Below are 14,635 nucleotides of genomic sequence, written 5' to 3'. Positions count from 1 at the left end.
GCGGAAGTGGCTCAGTGGTAGAGCATCGCCTTGCCAAGGCGAGGGTCGCGAGTTCGAATCTCGTCTTCCGCTCCAATAAAAAGTATGAACGAACATATTGACATATGTTCGTTTTTTTTATTTAATTAGAATAGTAGTATCTAGACATATTATAAGGAGTAATTACATGGCTGAATTTAGAAAATACTTTCCAATTATCACATTCGCGGTTTTATTATATTTAGGAGCATCAAATTTAAATATTGTTCTTAGTTTTATATCAAAGATTATATCTGTATTAATGCCATTGATTATGGGAATTGGGATAGCCTTTATACTTAACCTATTGCTCAATAAATTTGAAAAGAATCTATTTATGAAAAGAAAGATGTTTAAAAATAACAAATGGCTGCAAAATCATTTGAGATTTGTGAGTATGGTGTCAACTTATCTAATTACTATACTTATTTTTGCTGTAATCATTATTTTTGTGTTTCCACAAGTTGCTGAAAGTTCAAAAACTCTAATTGATAAACTCCCTGAATATAGTGACAAGATTGCAAAGTATGCTACAGAGTTATATGAAGAATTAGGGCTTACTGATGATATTATGAATCAAGTATTCTCAAGTTCAAAAGATCTATTAATCGGTCTTTCATCTTTTACGGCAGAAACTTTGTTGAAAGCAGTAGGTGTAACAATTAGCATTACAACTGGTGCACTTACGACTTTAATGGGGATTATTTTTTCAATTTATATCTTGGCATCAAAAGAAAAGTTTATTAATATTATAAGTAAAATGAATAGAGCTTTCATTCCTAAAAAACCAGCAAATTACTTAGCAAATTTAATGGAAAACGTAAATCTTATTTTTTCAAAGTTTGTAGGTGGACAAATAACGGAAGCCTTTATTTTAGGAACTTTATGCTTTATTGGTTTGTTAGTATTCAAAATTCCATATGCGCCTTTAGTAAGCGTATTAATAGCTGTAACTAGCCTAATTCCGTTCGTAGGCGCTTTTATAGGTACAGTTCCTTCAATCTTAATTATTGCAATGGAAAGTCCTTCTAAAGCACTCTTTTTCTTGATTTTTATTGTGATACTGCAGCAGCTTGAAGGCAATATTATCTATCCTAAAGTTGTCGGAGATGCAATTGGAATCGGTGGTTTTTGGGTATTCCTTGCGATTACTGTAGGGGGCGGTTTATTTGGTGTTTTGGGGATGCTGTTAGGTGTACCTTTAATGGCAGTACTTTATACTGTCGTCCGAACTGAAGTTAATAATAGATTAGCTGTATCAAAGGATCATTAATTAATTATTATTTAGATATCTTAAACATATACGGGTATATACAAAATAGTTCAATCATGTCTAAAACAGTAAGTAAGGTGGCAGTTATGAAAGAAAGACAAGAAGATGTTAAAAAGATTTTTGCAAAGCATTTTTCTGAAAGAATTATTGATATCTCACCATGTGGTAATCATGAACTGAAACGAAATTTGGTGTATAAAGTGGTACTAGAGAATAGTCACTACATTATTAAGTTTTATTATAAGCCCAATAAAAGAGTACGTGAAATAAATGCCGTGCCTATTATTGAAGAATTCAATGAGTTAAAGATCGTAAATTATGGTATAACTGATGATGGAATAGAATGGATGATCTATAATTTTCTTGATGGGTGGCTTTTAGATCAAATTTATGATGATTTAGATCTTGATCAACTAAGATATATTTTTTATGAAATTGGTAAACGAACAGCAAAACTTCATAATATAACGACCTTTGATTATTTTGGTGATGTCCAAAAGGATAAACAGAGTTTATTGAGTCAATATCATACGTTTGTTGTCGACGATTGTGAACGATTAATTGATAATTTGCACAAACAAAATTTACATGAAATTGATACAATTTCAAATTCAATTGAAAAATTGAGAAATGAATTTGTCAATATTCGCGAGTTAAAGTTTGGAAGGTATACACATCGAGATTTAGACGGACGAAATATTTTGATTAAAATCTCTCCAGAGAAGGGAATGCAACTTAATGGCTTTTTAGATTTTGAGAAAACCGTTATTAACAATGAATATATGGATATCATAGGGTTTTATAGACGTTATTTCTTGAAAGAACCGAAATTGATTGCTCATTTTTTTAAGGGATACGAAGAAGTTTTACCTGTAGATGATACTTTTAATTTAGAACTTAGATTCAATTTATATAAAACTGGAATTGATATTTGCAGTTGGTCATTAGATGTTTCTAAAAACTATTTTGAAAGTACGTTAGCTTATTTAAAAGAGCTAGAGCGAATTGATCCTCTATTGGAAGAACTATATTATAAGAAATGAGTTAAGTCTAAATAAATAGTCAGCAAAAAAATAAAAAGAACATGTTTCTCAACTCTTAAGTGAATTAAAGAAACATGTTCTTTTTATTGAAAATTCCTTGTTAATATTATAAACCGTTCAACTCAAAGTACTTGTGAACTTCATCGAGTGCTTGTTTTGACTGAGATTGACTAATGATGCATGAAATTTTTATTTCTGAAGTAGAAATCATCTCTATATTGATCCCTAGCTCATATATCTTTCCAAACAAACCTGAAGCAATTTTTACATCTGAAGTGATACCTGTCCCAACAATAGATAATTTTGCAACATCTTTCTTAACTAAAATAGGAGATGCGCCAACTTCTTCAACAAAAGCTTCAATAGTAGGAAGAATCGTATCAAAGTCGTCAATAGGAACTGTAAATGAGATATCATTAAAACCGTCGTGGTTTAAGTTCTGTAAAATCATGTCAATATGGACGTTTAAGTTAATCAATGAAGAAAAGAGCTTATATGCTATTCCTGGTTTATCTGGCACGTTAGGAACTGAAATTCTCACAATATCTTCGTCTAATGTTACACCTCTAACTTGTGCTTTTTCCATTTCTTTCACCTCAATAATTTCTGTACCAACGTTATTATAATCAAAAGCTGATCTAACGATAAGCGGCATATTATTTTTTCGAGCTAACTCGACAGAGCGAGGATGCATGACGCCGGCTCCAAGCATAGCCATCTCTAAAAGTTCATCATAACTAATTGTTTTAAGTAATTTTGCAGTAGAAACAAGGCGTGGATCTGATGTGTAGATGCCTAATACATCAGTATATATTTCGCATTTTTTTGCCTCCAATGCAACTGCTAAAGCAACTGCTGTAGTATCGGAACCACCACGTCCTAATGTTGTTATGTCATGGGATAATGATGCACCTTGAAAGCCAGCTATAATTACTATTTTATCCTCTTCTAGTTCATCTTTTATTCGTTTCGGATCAATCGAGTCAATTTTAGCCTTAGAATAATAGTCATTTGTTATTATACCACATTGATATCCTGTTAATGATACCGCTTTATACCCCATTCCGTCAATAGCCATAGCAAGCAACGCAATAGTAGTTTGCTCTCCTGTTGAAAGTAACATATCAAGCTCTCTTTTGGGAGGGGTAAGATTTACAGCTTTTGCGAGTGAAATGAGACGATCCGTAGTATCTCCCATAGCAGATACTACTATGACGGTATCAAACCCATTTTGTTTTGTTTCTATGGCCCGCTTTGCAACGTTTTTTATGCGCTCAATTGTTCCAACAGATGTTCCACCAAATTTTTGTACGATTATATTCATATTGCCTCACTTTATCACTTCTACAATTGCACCACTTTTATTTACGTCAATAGTTAGAATCTGCCAATGATGTTGGAATCCCTTATCTAAAATGTTAATTGACTTCTGAAAGCCTATTAATCCTTTATCAATTATTGCAATAATAGTTGGACCTGCGCCACTTAAAAAATAACCATAAGCTTGAGACGCTACAAGTTCATCAATCAGGAGCTGACTGTCATCAATTATTGTAAAACGATAAGGCTGATGAATAAAGTCATTAAGAGCTATTTTTAAATGTGTATAATCTTTTGTTAGCAGAGAGTGAATTAAGAGTGAAACTCTTGAAATGTTGCTAACACATTGTTCTTTAGTATATGTTTTCGGAAGAATTTCTCTTGATTCAGAGGTGTTAAGTTTAAAATTTGGAACTAAAACCACCAATTCTAAATCATTTGGAAAGGGGACACTCGCATGAATCACTTCATTATGAATTGAACTCGCTATTACTAGGTTGCCTAATATTGCCGGGGTGACATTGTCTGGGTGACCTTCTAAAGCAGTTGCAATATTTATGAGCTCTTGTTGACTAAAAACATAGCCTAGCAAATAATTAGCTGCATAGAGTCCTGAAACAATAGCAGCTGCAGAACTGCCCAATCCTCGAGAAATAGGAATTTCAGTGGATAGCATCGTTAACGTATAACCAAGATCACTTTGATTTTTTAAAGCCAGTGCATGCTCCAGTGCTTTAATGACCAAGTTCTCTTGATTGGAAACAAGCACTTCATCTGGCCAAATAATTTCTTTCTCTTTGGACTCTTTTTTTTCTATGGTAATAGTTTGAAATAGATTAAGCGCAAGTCCCAATGTATCAAAACCGGGACCAATATTTGCAGTGGTTGCGGGGACTTTAATTTTCACCATAAAAACTCCGATCTATAAATGAATGTAATGATTTTCAGTATTTAATAAAAGCCTATTTTTATGATCTATCAATTGTTGTTCGGATAAATCATGAAATTGAATAAAGTAGTGATCAAAATCAAGTGTTTTGGAGGTAGTGATAGATTCAATTGTTAATTCCTTTATTCCTAGTAATTTAAACTGAGGGTTTTCGAGTATTTCATCTCTTAAAGCAGCTGTCATAAGATCAGAATGAACGCTGATGGTCCAATTAGCTTTGTCAGGATAAAGCGTGATTAATTTTCCTTTTGATAAATGTCGATTGACTTTATACTTTTTATTTTGTAGTAAATCAACTAAATCTCCAATAACAGCAGTTGCTGTAGGATTTTTGCCGGCACCTTTTCCTGAAAAAAACAGTTCTCCAACGGCGTCTCCAGTTACACTGATTGCATTGAATTCATTATTAATAGAGGCAAATTTAGAGTGTTTTTCTAATATAATGGGTCTAACAACAGTATAAATACCTTCAGGATAAACTTTGGATATTCCCATAAGTTTTACAACATTATCAGTTGCATTGAAATAATGTACATCACTTGCAAGTATATGTGTAATACCTTGAACGGGGATAGTTTTCCAATCAAGATCGACTTTCATGCCAAGTTTCGTTAAAATCGAAATTTTCCTCACTGCATCAAATCCTTCTACATCAGATGTAGGATCTGCTTCAGCAAAGCCTTGCTCTTGAGCTTGTTTTAAAGCGATTTCGTAACTTAAACCCTCTTGATTCATTTTTGTAAGTATAAAGTTAGTAGTTCCATTGATGATTCCCATGATCTCGTTAATTTGATCACCGCCAAGGCATTCACGCAATGGCTTTAAAACCGGGATTCCACCACCGACGCTGGCTTCATAACTAAGCTGAACACCTTTTTCAGCAGCAATAGCATGTAGTACACCACCTTTTTCAGCAATTAGATCTTTATTGGAAGTGATGACGGGTTTCCCCTTTGAAAGAATTTGAGAGACGTAAGTAAATGCAGGCTCTATACCGCCAATTGTTTCAATTGCAACATCATAAGCGTACTGGCTAAGTCTATCAAAATCATTAGAAAACAAATGGGAATGAGGAAGCTGATTGTATTTCTCAAGTTTGCTAACTAGTATCCCAACGATTTCCACATCATGTTCATATTCTTCTTTGAAGCGTAGTTTATTTTGTTGGATCAGTTCATATACACCGGATCCAACAACGCCATATCCTAATAACAAAATTTTCATGAATTCCCCCTATTGTTCTGTAGATTCTATTGCGTCAAGATTAAATCTATGGACACCTTCAATGTTTTGAAGTTCTTGCGTAAGCGCTGCGAAAGTTGTAGACATCTCAGTTATATCTAATGTAATTGTAACATTTGCTTTATGATCAATAGGAGTACTCTGACTAATTGTCAAAATATTTCCTTTGTTGATTGCGACTGTTTCAAGTATTTTTGATAATATGCCTGAATGGTGATCTAAAGTCATCGATATGGTTGCTTTTTTACCCAAAAAACCATCTGCAAGTGTAAATACATATTCACTGTATTTATAAAAGGTGCTTCTGCTGATGCCTACAATTTTAACAGCTTCAGCAACTGAAGCGGCTTGGCCGCTATGCAAAAGTTCCTTCGCTTCAACAACTTTCACGAAAACTTCAGGTAACACATCAATATGAATCATAAGAAAATTACCTTTTTCCATATTCCCTCCATGTCTCTCTATCGCGGACAAGTGTTCGCGAAGTGTTAGGAGGATTATAGCATAGTACGTATAGGCTTTCAACCGTAAAACAGCTAAAAATAATGTTTTTTTTAAAGAACATGGGTATAATAATGATATTCATATTAAATTTAGATAAGTTAGACCATATATTTTATGATCAGAATTTCTTGAAATTTGCAATAACTTGAGGAGGACCAATAAATGAATTATTTGAGTAAAGACTTTAAATTACCAACAACTGGTGGGAAAGAGGTTACAATAGAAAGCCTAATGAAACAAAATTTTGTGTTATATTTTTATCCAAAAGACAATACCTCTGCATGTACCACTGAGGCTTTAGAATTTGCGGAACTTTATGATGATTTTAGAGCATTAGGATTTCATGTATATGGCATAAGTAAAGATACTATTGGTTCACACGAGAAGTTTAAAGAAAAGTTCTCTTTGCCGTATACATTGATCAGCGACGTAGAGAAAGTTTTACTAGAACAATTCAATGTAATAAAAGACAAGAAAATGTATGGGAAAGCAGTGAAAGGAACAGTAAGGTCAACATTTGTATTTTGTGAGGGACTAAAATTAGTAAAAGAGTTTAGAGATGTCAAAGCAATTGGACATGCAAAAGCTGTACTCGATTTCTTAGAGGATTTTACGCCTAGTAACTAGTTCGCATATGTTGAGATAATAATTACACTTAATACTATATATAGTAGGTGACACAGTAAATTTATTTTTATCTTTAATTGTCTAACTATTGACAATGTCGTTTTGCAAAGTTATAATGAGGAAGAATTGAATACAAATTAAGGTGCTTAGTCAAAAGCTAAGAGGGAAAGAGGTTAAAATCCTCTGCAGCCCCCGCTACTGTATATAGTGATGAAATCCAAGTTGTCCACTGATTATTTCGGGAAGGATTGGAAAGTAAGATGAACTATGAGCCAGGAAACCTGCCTTGATTTATGTTTTTCCAAAACTTCGGTGGGAAGTTGAGTGAATCGGATTTTCATATCTATATGTATAGTCTGGCACACGTTTTCCACGTGTGCTTTTTTATTTGCAAAAAAACGTATCACCAAATAGATATTACGATTTTATGGGGGATAAAATGTCAAAGAAGATTATGTTTCAAGGTACAGGATCATCTGTAGGTAAAAGTATCATCGTAGCTGCAGTATGTCGAATATTAAATAATCAGGGTGTCGTAGTCGCGCCATTTAAATCTCAAAATATGTCGCTAAACTCTTTTATTACTGAAGACGGAAAAGAAATGGGAAGAGCTCAAGTGGTTCAAGCCGAAGCGGCAAGAGTAAACCCTATGGTTGAGATGAATCCAATATTACTAAAACCAACCAGTGACATCGGAAGTCAAGTAATTTTAAATGGTGAAGTGTTTAAGAACATGGAAGCGATGAAATATTTTTCTGCAAAAGATTATTTGATCCCCCATATTAAAGTTGCGTTTGAAAAATTAGAAAGTCTGTTTGAAACGATTGTTATTGAAGGCGCAGGATCACCAGCTGAGATCAACTTAAGAAGTAGAGATATTGTCAATATGGGACTTGCTGAAATTGTTGATACAGACGTGATTTTAATCGGAGATGTAGATAAAGGTGGTGTATTTGCATCTTTATATGGCACTTTTTTATTGTTAAGTAAGGAAGAACAAAAAAGGGTTAAAGGTTTTTTAATCAATAAGTTTAGAGGAGATGTTTCGCTATTAATGTCAGGTGTTGAAATGCTTGAAGAATTAATTGATAGACCTTGTTTAGGCGTTATTCCATTTATTCAAGATCTTAAAGTTGATGATGAAGACAGTGTAACTGATAGATTTACTGCGAAATCAAATAACGCAATTAAAGTTGGGGTTGTAAAACTACCATATATGTCAAATTTTACAGACTTCACGGTTTTTGATTTAGAAAAGGATGTAAATTTAGAATATATTACTGAACCATTGGCGCTAGAAACTTGTGACTTAATCGTCATTCCAGGTAGTAAAAACACGATCCATGATATGCGTTATGTCAGCGAATCGGGTATGAATCAAGCTATATATAGAGCACATAGGAAAGGAACGCCGATTATTGGAATTTGTGGTGGCTATCAGATTCTTGGTCAAACAATTGAAGATACTTTTGGTGTTGAATCAAAAGAGATTAAGATTAATGGTCTTGGTTTGTTAGATGTTCATACAACGATGTCCGAGGAAAAAACAACTAGACAAGCTAGTGGTAATGTATTAAGTAATTTCTTTAACATAGAGTTAGAAGGCATGAAACTAAGCGGATATGAAATTCACATGGGCATTACATCTCATTTAAGTGATTCGGTTAGACCTTTTATGAGTACTGATAAAAATGAACACGATGGTGGGATCTCAGCTGATGGTTCGGTACTTGGAACATACTTTCATGGTATTTTTGATAATGATAATTTCAGGCATACAGTGCTTAATAACATACGAACAAAAAAAGGATTTAAAACATCTGATGAAAGTGTAGATTTCGAGGAATTAAAAGACTCAGAATATAACCGCTTGGCAAAACACGTGGAAGCGCATATCAATATGCCGTTGTTATTAAAGATTTTAAATGAATCAAGGGGTTAATATGGCATTAAATATTGTTTTAGCAGTCATACTTGACCGATTAATTGGTGATCCTCCTAATTGGCCGCATCCAGTTAGGTTTTACGGAAGGCTAATAGCTGTTTTAGAAAAGTTCATAAGAGCACATATTCAGAATTTGAAGTTAGGTGGATACCTTTTGCTTATAGGGTCTATACTAAGTGTGCTGATTCCTTTTGAAATCTTGAGTGCTATTTTGCCTTCTATACTTTTTAATATAATCTCCATCTATATCCTTTTTACATCTTTGGCTTCAAGATGCTTATCAATTGAAGCTAAAAAGGTAGCAAAGGCAATAGAAGAAGATGACATAGTATTAGCCCGTCTACAATTGTCCTATCTTGTAGGAAGAGATACCCAAAACTTAAGTAAAGATGAAGTAAGTAGGGGCGTTATAGAGACAGTAGCAGAAAATTCAGTAGATGGTGTTTTGGCACCCTTATTTATGATGATGATTGGTTTACCCATGGGGTTATCCGTAGAGTTTGCAATGATCTATAAAATTGTGAATACTTTAGATTCCATGGTAGGTTATATACATGAGCCCTACAAAGAAATAGGGTTTGCATCTGCAAAATTTGATGATTTTCTCAATTTTATACCCGCGCGATTAGGCGCTTTGGTCATGCTAGTTTCTGGTCTTTTTTTAAATCTAAATGTAAAAAACGGCATGAAGATTTTGAAAAGAGATCGTTTAAACCACAAAAGTCCTAATTCTGGACATCCTGAATCAGTTGTAGCAGGACTTTTAAATATTCAGATTGGCGGGACCAATCACTACTTTGGAAATATAGTAGTAAAACCTACAATTGGTGATGCAATAGATAACCTTTCAAGTCTGAAAATAGAGCAAACGACACAAATTATGTTTGCTTCTATGTGGATCTTCACAACAATGGGGAGTTTAATATATCTTATAGCTAAGGGGAGTTTATGAATTTTCATGGTGGACAACTAAAGCAAAGTGGTGTGATGGATTTCAGTGTAAATATACCATCAATTCCATTTGAAGAAACATATAGAGACTTGTTGATTCGCTCAATTGATCAATTGGTTGATTATCCGGAGATCGATGGCGTTACAGCTCGAAATTGTGTTGCTTCTATACTTGACATTGATCCTAGACAAGTGGTTCTAGGTAATGGCGCAACAGATTTAATTTATCTGATTAGTAGATCAAATCGATTTGGGAAAGTAGGAATTTTAGAACCAACATTTACAGAATATGAGCGAGCACTCAAGCAAGAGGGAACTTTAATACATCCTATTGCATTGATTGAAGAAAGCGATACATTTGATTTACAAGCGGAAGTGATAGCTGCTGAAATCAATCAAAATCAATTAGAAGCATTGTTTATCTGTAATCCCAATAATCCCACTGGTCATTTAATAAGTGCGGTAAAACTTGAGCAAATACTAAGGCAAGTTGATTATAAATCATTTGTACTAGTGATTGATGAATCGTTTATAGAGTTTAAAGCACACAAAGGTCATCAAGAAGCGATGAAAAATTTAATAAATCGATACAATATAGTCATCATTAGATCAATGACTAAAACTTATCGTGTTCCTGGACTCAGGATTGGCTATATATTTGGAACTATGAAAGTGATTGAGAAAATAACAAATGCTAGAGATCCCTGGGCACTGAATCATTTTGCACTTATGAGTATTCCATATTTTATGGAACAACAAGATTTTGTTTTAAATTTACAAAAGTGGTGTTTGGCTGAATCAGAATATATGCAAGAGGAACTCAAAAGCATTAAGAATTTGAGTGTATATCAAAATGAAGCAAACTTTATTTTGATTAAAATTCCAGAGGATAAGTCAAAAGACTTTTATGAAAAAATGATATATAGTGGCATACACCTAAGAAAATGTACTGATTTTAAAGGTCTTGGTAATCGATACTTTAGATTGGCAATAATGAATCGAAAGCAAAATAGCAATTTGATAAAAATTTTAAGGGAGGCACTAAATGATTAACAAAATTATTAAGAAAAAAATGGCACTATTACTTACGGTGATCATGCTATTTTCTAGCGTAATGTATTCACCTAGCTTTGCTGGTACACTAAACAAAGATGGCGTGAGTGGTAAAGTCGTCACACAGCAAATCTATGGTAGAACTTTTATATCATCAGAATCTCTAAAGTCATATTCATTAAAAACGGTAATTACAGGTAATAACATCAAGATATCAAATAACTCAGTTACTTTTGAATTTACGAATGGTTCAAATTCTGTCAAAGTTAATGATGCAAAGATGACCATAGATGGTGAAGCTTATATAAAAAATAATGTTGCTTATGTACCTTTGAAGTTTATCTTTGAAACTTTGAATTATACTGTTGGCTATAGCTACTCTACAAAAGAAATCACGCTGAAATACAATGGAAATTTTGTTTTTCCAATTACGATTCATGATGATACAGCGAGTTACAGATTTACGAAGCCAGCAAAAAGAATTGTGTCTTTAGCCCCTTCAATAACTGAAATTTTGTTTGCTATAGGTGCAGGTGACATGGTAGTAGGTAGAACCAAATACTGTAATTATCCCGAAGAGACAAGCAAAGTTACTGTAGTAGGCACACTTTATGAGCCTGATTTAGAGACTATAATTGATCTTGAACCTGATACAGTTATTGCTGCAACACATATGAATGAAGATGTAATGACTGCGCTTTCTAAAGCTAAAATTTCTACGTTGACGCAAGCCTCTCCAGCAAAAATTAATGAAATCTATATTTTAATAGAACAACTTGGAAAATTGACAAATCACACTTATGAATCAAGAGCAGTTATCTCATCGATGAAAGCAAAAGAAGATCGAGTTAATAATATCATGAAACAAATACCTACTGCAGAACGTAAAAAAATCTATTATGTTGTAGGAACTGGTAAGAGCGAATTTACTGCGGGTAAACAAACTTTCATTCATGAAATTTTAGTAAGTGCTGGTTGTGTCAACGTTGCAACCGATGTTGATAAATGGTCATACACACTGGAAAAGTTAATTGAAAAAAATCCAGATTACCTTATTGGCGCAGATTATTCCTATAAAACAATGAAAGAAAGTAACAATTATTCGAGTCTTTCTGCAATTAATAAAAATCAATTTGTAGTTGTTAACACAGATGTCTTTTCAATTCCAGGACCTAGAGTTATGGATTACAGCATGAAAACAATTATTGAAAAATTGTACCCTCAGTTTAAGCATCAACTTAGATTCTAGGAGAAGTCATGGAATATACAAAGAAACGAAAGGCAAACAGCGTGAAAATCATCATACTGGTTGTATTTTTAATAATGATAGCAATTTTTGCAGTGACACAGGGATCAGTTAAAATTCCTGTGTCACAGGTCGTTAAAATTATAATTCATAGCAAAGATGCTGATCAAATTAAACCTTCATATATCTTTATAGTAAACCAGGTGAGACTTCCGAGAATTATTTTGTCTATTTTAGTGGGTGGTGTCTTATCAATTATAGGTACTGTTTTCCAGGCTGTATTTAAAAATCCTATGGCTGACCCTTATGTGATGGGCGTGTCATCGGGGGCGGCATTTGGCGCTACTATGGGGATCATATTTGGATTTGGTATCAGCATAGCTGGACTTGGTATGGTCTCCATCATGGCGTTTGTAGGTGCTTTTTCAACGATGCTACTTGTATATCAACTTTCTAAGGTGGGGGGACGTGTATCAACAACTGGTATCTTACTTGCTGGAATAGTAGTGAATGCGATATTGTCATCAGTTATTTCATTTGTAATGCTGCTCAATCATAATGATATAGACAAGATTGTGACTTGGACCATGGGAAGCTTTAATGCATCGTCTTGGGACCATGTAAAGTTATTCTTGATTCCCATGTTTGTCGGTGTTGCCTACATGCTTAGTTTATCTAGAGAACTAAATACGTTAGCCATAAGTGAGAATGATGCAAAAAATATTGGGGTTAATGTAGAACTGATAAAGAAAGGTACCTTAGTTGTAGCCTCAATGCTAGCAGCGCTTTCGGTTTCCGTAAGTGGTATAATTGGTTTTGTTGGATTAATTGTACCTCATTTATTTAGAATGATATTTGGATCAGATCACAGAATCTTATTACCAGTATCATTTATAGGTGGTGGTCTTTTCATGGTCATATGCGATACAATGGCTAGAAGTTTGTTGGGAAACATGGAAATTCCAGTGGGAATTATCACTTCAATAATTGGAGGTCCATTTTTCCTAATGCTACTACAAAGACATAAACGTAAGTTTATATAAGTTATAAGTATCCTAAGTGTTTATAGCATGGAGAGAGAAGGGTGGAAGCTATGTATCAGATTGATCAAATAGATTTTAGCTATGGTAAAGAAGAAGTGCTCAAGAAAGTTACTTTTAATATTGATAAAGGAAGCTTTGTTAGCGTGATTGGACCCAACGGTTCAGGAAAAACAACACTTCTTAAGAATATGTGCAAATTGCTTGATCCTGGTTCTGGTAAAATTGAATTAGAGCAGATGCCTTTAGAAGGTTTTAAGCCTAAACAGCTGGCACAAAAGGTCGCTGTTGTACATCAGGGCGCGAATTCTGATTTTGACTTTAACGTCGGGGAAGTGGTGTTAATGGGAAGATACCCTTATCTCAAACGATTCCAAAACGAAAATACCACGGATCTTGACATAGCTGTAAAATCTATGCAACAAACACAAACATATCATCTAAAAGATAAAACTTTATTATCTATAAGTGGAGGTGAAAGGCAGCGTGTAATGATTGCTAGAGCTTTGACACAAGAGCCAGAGGTTTTGCTACTAGATGAACCTATTTCACATCTAGATATTAAATATCAGATGGAAATTTTGAAACTGTGCAGGGATTTAAACCAATCACAAAATCTAACAGTGTTTACGACACTTCACGATATTAACTTGGCAAGTCGTTTTTCAAAAGTAATCATTATGATGAAAAACGGTCAAGTTTATAAAATAGGAACTCCTGAAGAAGTGATTACAGTACAAAATATAAAAGAGGTATATGATATCGATGTAGAAATTGTTTCTAATTCATATCCAATGATTCATCCAATTTAATTGTGAGAGTGAGGACTACATGAGTAAGATACACTTAGTTGTAGGTGGAGCAAGAAGTGGTAAATCAAGCTTTGCAGAAGAGTGTGCAAAAAATCAAACTGAAAAAGTAGTGTATCTGGCAACTGCAGTCGTGACGGATACTGATATGGCAAATAGAATTGAAAAACATAAATTAGATCGCCCTCAATTTTGGCACACTATTGAGAGATACCGTGATTTTCAAGCGATAACAAGTCAACGAGAATTTTTAGAGGCTGATATGCTTCTTCTTGATTGTCTAACCGTTATGACGACGAATCTAATGTTTGAAGAACATCAAGATTATGATGCAATCTCTAAAGAAAAGCTATATGAGATTGAGCAAGTTGTGATCTCTGAGATTGATGAACTCATAAATATTGCAAGAAAAAGTAATAAATCATTGATTATAGTGACAAACGAGGTGGGGATGGGCCTTGTTCCAGCTTATAAATTAGGGAGTTATTTTAGAGATATTGCTGGAAGAGTTAACCGTCATGTTGCTAGTGCTGCTGATGAAGTTACTTTCGTTGCAGTAGGTATCCCACTTAAGTTAAAATAATTTGGCGAAAAACAATACAAAAGGGGTAAATA

At 33.9% G+C, this 14,635-nt stretch carries 14 protein-coding genes, 1 tRNA gene and 1 riboswitch; of the genes, 11 read left to right on the top strand and 4 right to left on the bottom strand.

What is annotated here, in order from left to right; genetic code table 11:
- The 3 genes from QE109_RS13460 to QE109_RS13450 all read left to right on the top strand — a co-directional run bounded on the left by QE109_RS13460 (position 1) and on the right by QE109_RS13450 (position 2,334).
- Positions 1-75: transfer RNA gene (locus QE109_RS13460), tRNA-Gly, on the top strand.
- Positions 76-166: 91 nt separating this feature from the next.
- On the top strand, positions 167-1,291 hold the full coding sequence (locus QE109_RS13455) for an AI-2E family transporter (RefSeq protein ID WP_281095059.1): 1,125 nt from the start codon (positions 167-169) through the stop codon (positions 1,289-1,291).
- An 86-nt stretch (positions 1,292-1,377) separates the two neighbouring features.
- Complete coding sequence (locus QE109_RS13450; protein WP_281095058.1) at positions 1,378-2,334, top strand: aminoglycoside phosphotransferase family protein; 957 nt, start codon at positions 1,378-1,380, stop codon at positions 2,332-2,334.
- Between the two features lie 106 nt (positions 2,335-2,440).
- Here QE109_RS13450 and QE109_RS13445 read toward each other — a convergent pair whose 3' ends face one another.
- The 4 genes from QE109_RS13445 to QE109_RS13430 are packed head-to-tail and all read right to left on the bottom strand — an operon-like array spanning position 2,441 to position 6,289.
- Positions 2,441-3,658, bottom strand: coding sequence for an aspartate kinase (locus QE109_RS13445; RefSeq protein WP_281095057.1), 1,218 nt, complete (start codon positions 3,656-3,658; stop codon positions 2,441-2,443).
- Positions 3,659-3,664: 6 nt separating this feature from the next.
- Positions 3,665-4,564 carry a homoserine kinase gene (gene thrB / locus QE109_RS13440; protein WP_281095056.1) on the bottom strand — a complete coding sequence of 300 codons (900 nt, stop codon included), beginning with the start codon at positions 4,562-4,564 and terminating at the stop codon, positions 3,665-3,667.
- Positions 4,565-4,576: 12 nt separating this feature from the next.
- Positions 4,577-5,827, bottom strand: coding sequence for a homoserine dehydrogenase (locus QE109_RS13435; RefSeq protein WP_281095055.1), 1,251 nt, complete (start codon positions 5,825-5,827; stop codon positions 4,577-4,579).
- Between the two features lie 9 nt (positions 5,828-5,836).
- Positions 5,837-6,289 (bottom strand): ACT domain-containing protein, encoded by a 453-nt coding sequence (locus QE109_RS13430; protein ID WP_281095054.1) that lies wholly within the window; start codon positions 6,287-6,289, stop codon positions 5,837-5,839.
- A 222-nt stretch (positions 6,290-6,511) separates the two neighbouring features.
- On the opposite strand from QE109_RS13430, the gene QE109_RS13425 reads away from it, so the two are divergent.
- The 8 genes from QE109_RS13425 to cobU all read left to right on the top strand — a co-directional run bounded on the left by QE109_RS13425 (position 6,512) and on the right by cobU (position 14,603).
- The gene (locus QE109_RS13425; protein ID WP_281095053.1) at positions 6,512-6,976 is read left to right on the top strand and encodes a peroxiredoxin; all 465 of its coding nucleotides are present in this window, start codon (positions 6,512-6,514) and stop codon (positions 6,974-6,976) included.
- 123 nt (positions 6,977-7,099) lie between these two features.
- A riboswitch (cobalamin riboswitch) is annotated at positions 7,100-7,279 on the top strand.
- Between the two features lie 136 nt (positions 7,280-7,415).
- Positions 7,416-8,918, top strand: a complete 1,503-nt coding sequence (locus tag QE109_RS13420) for a cobyric acid synthase (RefSeq protein WP_281095052.1) — start codon at positions 7,416-7,418, stop codon at positions 8,916-8,918.
- A 1-nt stretch (position 8,919) separates the two neighbouring features.
- A complete protein-coding gene (cbiB, locus tag QE109_RS13415; RefSeq protein ID WP_281095051.1) occupies positions 8,920-9,873 on the top strand; it encodes an adenosylcobinamide-phosphate synthase CbiB in 954 nt (317 codons plus the stop codon).
- On the top strand, positions 9,870-10,925 hold the full coding sequence (locus tag QE109_RS13410; RefSeq protein ID WP_281095050.1) for a pyridoxal phosphate-dependent aminotransferase: 1,056 nt from the start codon (positions 9,870-9,872) through the stop codon (positions 10,923-10,925). Before cbiB ends, QE109_RS13410 begins: the two co-directional genes overlap by 4 nt.
- The gene (locus tag QE109_RS13405; protein ID WP_281095049.1) at positions 10,918-12,174 is read left to right on the top strand and encodes a helical backbone metal receptor; all 1,257 of its coding nucleotides are present in this window, start codon (positions 10,918-10,920) and stop codon (positions 12,172-12,174) included. Before QE109_RS13410 ends, QE109_RS13405 begins: the two co-directional genes overlap by 8 nt.
- Positions 12,175-12,182: 8 nt before the next feature.
- Positions 12,183-13,214, top strand: coding sequence for a FecCD family ABC transporter permease (locus tag QE109_RS13400; RefSeq protein ID WP_281095048.1), 1,032 nt, complete (start codon positions 12,183-12,185; stop codon positions 13,212-13,214).
- A gap of 50 nt (positions 13,215-13,264) precedes the next feature.
- Positions 13,265-14,023, top strand: coding sequence for an ABC transporter ATP-binding protein (locus tag QE109_RS13395; protein ID WP_281095047.1), 759 nt, complete (start codon positions 13,265-13,267; stop codon positions 14,021-14,023).
- A gap of 19 nt (positions 14,024-14,042) precedes the next feature.
- Entirely contained in the window at positions 14,043-14,603 is a 561-nt protein-coding gene (cobU, locus tag QE109_RS13390; RefSeq protein ID WP_281095046.1) for a bifunctional adenosylcobinamide kinase/adenosylcobinamide-phosphate guanylyltransferase, read from the top strand.
- Positions 14,604-14,635: the final 32 nt, after the last annotated feature.

The organism is Fusibacter bizertensis (assembly GCF_029914245.1).
Lineage (GTDB): Bacteria > Bacillota > Clostridia > Peptostreptococcales > Acidaminobacteraceae > Fusibacter_C > Fusibacter_C bizertensis.
The sequence above is the reverse complement of the archived record's forward strand: the minus strand, read 5'-3'. Positions and strand labels throughout refer to the sequence as shown.

What these genes read in the sequence shown, in the direction of transcription:
- QE109_RS13455 (WP_281095059.1), top strand. Translation starts at nt 167, where the DNA reads ATGGCTGAATTTAGAAAATACTTTCCAATTATCACATTCGCGGTTTTA.
- QE109_RS13450 (WP_281095058.1), top strand. Translation starts at nt 1,378, where the DNA reads ATGAAAGAAAGACAAGAAGATGTTAAAAAGATTTTTGCAAAGCATTTT.
- QE109_RS13445 (WP_281095057.1), bottom strand. Translation starts at nt 3,658, where the DNA reads ATGAATATAATCGTACAAAAATTTGGTGGAACATCTGTTGGAACAATT.
- thrB (WP_281095056.1), bottom strand. Translation starts at nt 4,564, where the DNA reads ATGGTGAAAATTAAAGTCCCCGCAACCACTGCAAATATTGGTCCCGGT.
- QE109_RS13435 (WP_281095055.1), bottom strand. Translation starts at nt 5,827, where the DNA reads ATGAAAATTTTGTTATTAGGATATGGCGTTGTTGGATCCGGTGTATAT.
- QE109_RS13430 (WP_281095054.1), bottom strand. Translation starts at nt 6,289, where the DNA reads ATGGAAAAAGGTAATTTTCTTATGATTCATATTGATGTGTTACCTGAA.
- QE109_RS13425 (WP_281095053.1), top strand. Translation starts at nt 6,512, where the DNA reads ATGAATTATTTGAGTAAAGACTTTAAATTACCAACAACTGGTGGGAAA.
- QE109_RS13420 (WP_281095052.1), top strand. Translation starts at nt 7,416, where the DNA reads ATGTCAAAGAAGATTATGTTTCAAGGTACAGGATCATCTGTAGGTAAA.
- cbiB (WP_281095051.1), top strand. Translation starts at nt 8,920, where the DNA reads ATGGCATTAAATATTGTTTTAGCAGTCATACTTGACCGATTAATTGGT.
- QE109_RS13410 (WP_281095050.1), top strand. Translation starts at nt 9,870, where the DNA reads ATGAATTTTCATGGTGGACAACTAAAGCAAAGTGGTGTGATGGATTTC.
- QE109_RS13405 (WP_281095049.1), top strand. Translation starts at nt 10,918, where the DNA reads ATGATTAACAAAATTATTAAGAAAAAAATGGCACTATTACTTACGGTG.
- QE109_RS13400 (WP_281095048.1), top strand. Translation starts at nt 12,183, where the DNA reads ATGGAATATACAAAGAAACGAAAGGCAAACAGCGTGAAAATCATCATA.
- QE109_RS13395 (WP_281095047.1), top strand. Translation starts at nt 13,265, where the DNA reads ATGTATCAGATTGATCAAATAGATTTTAGCTATGGTAAAGAAGAAGTG.
- cobU (WP_281095046.1), top strand. Translation starts at nt 14,043, where the DNA reads ATGAGTAAGATACACTTAGTTGTAGGTGGAGCAAGAAGTGGTAAATCA.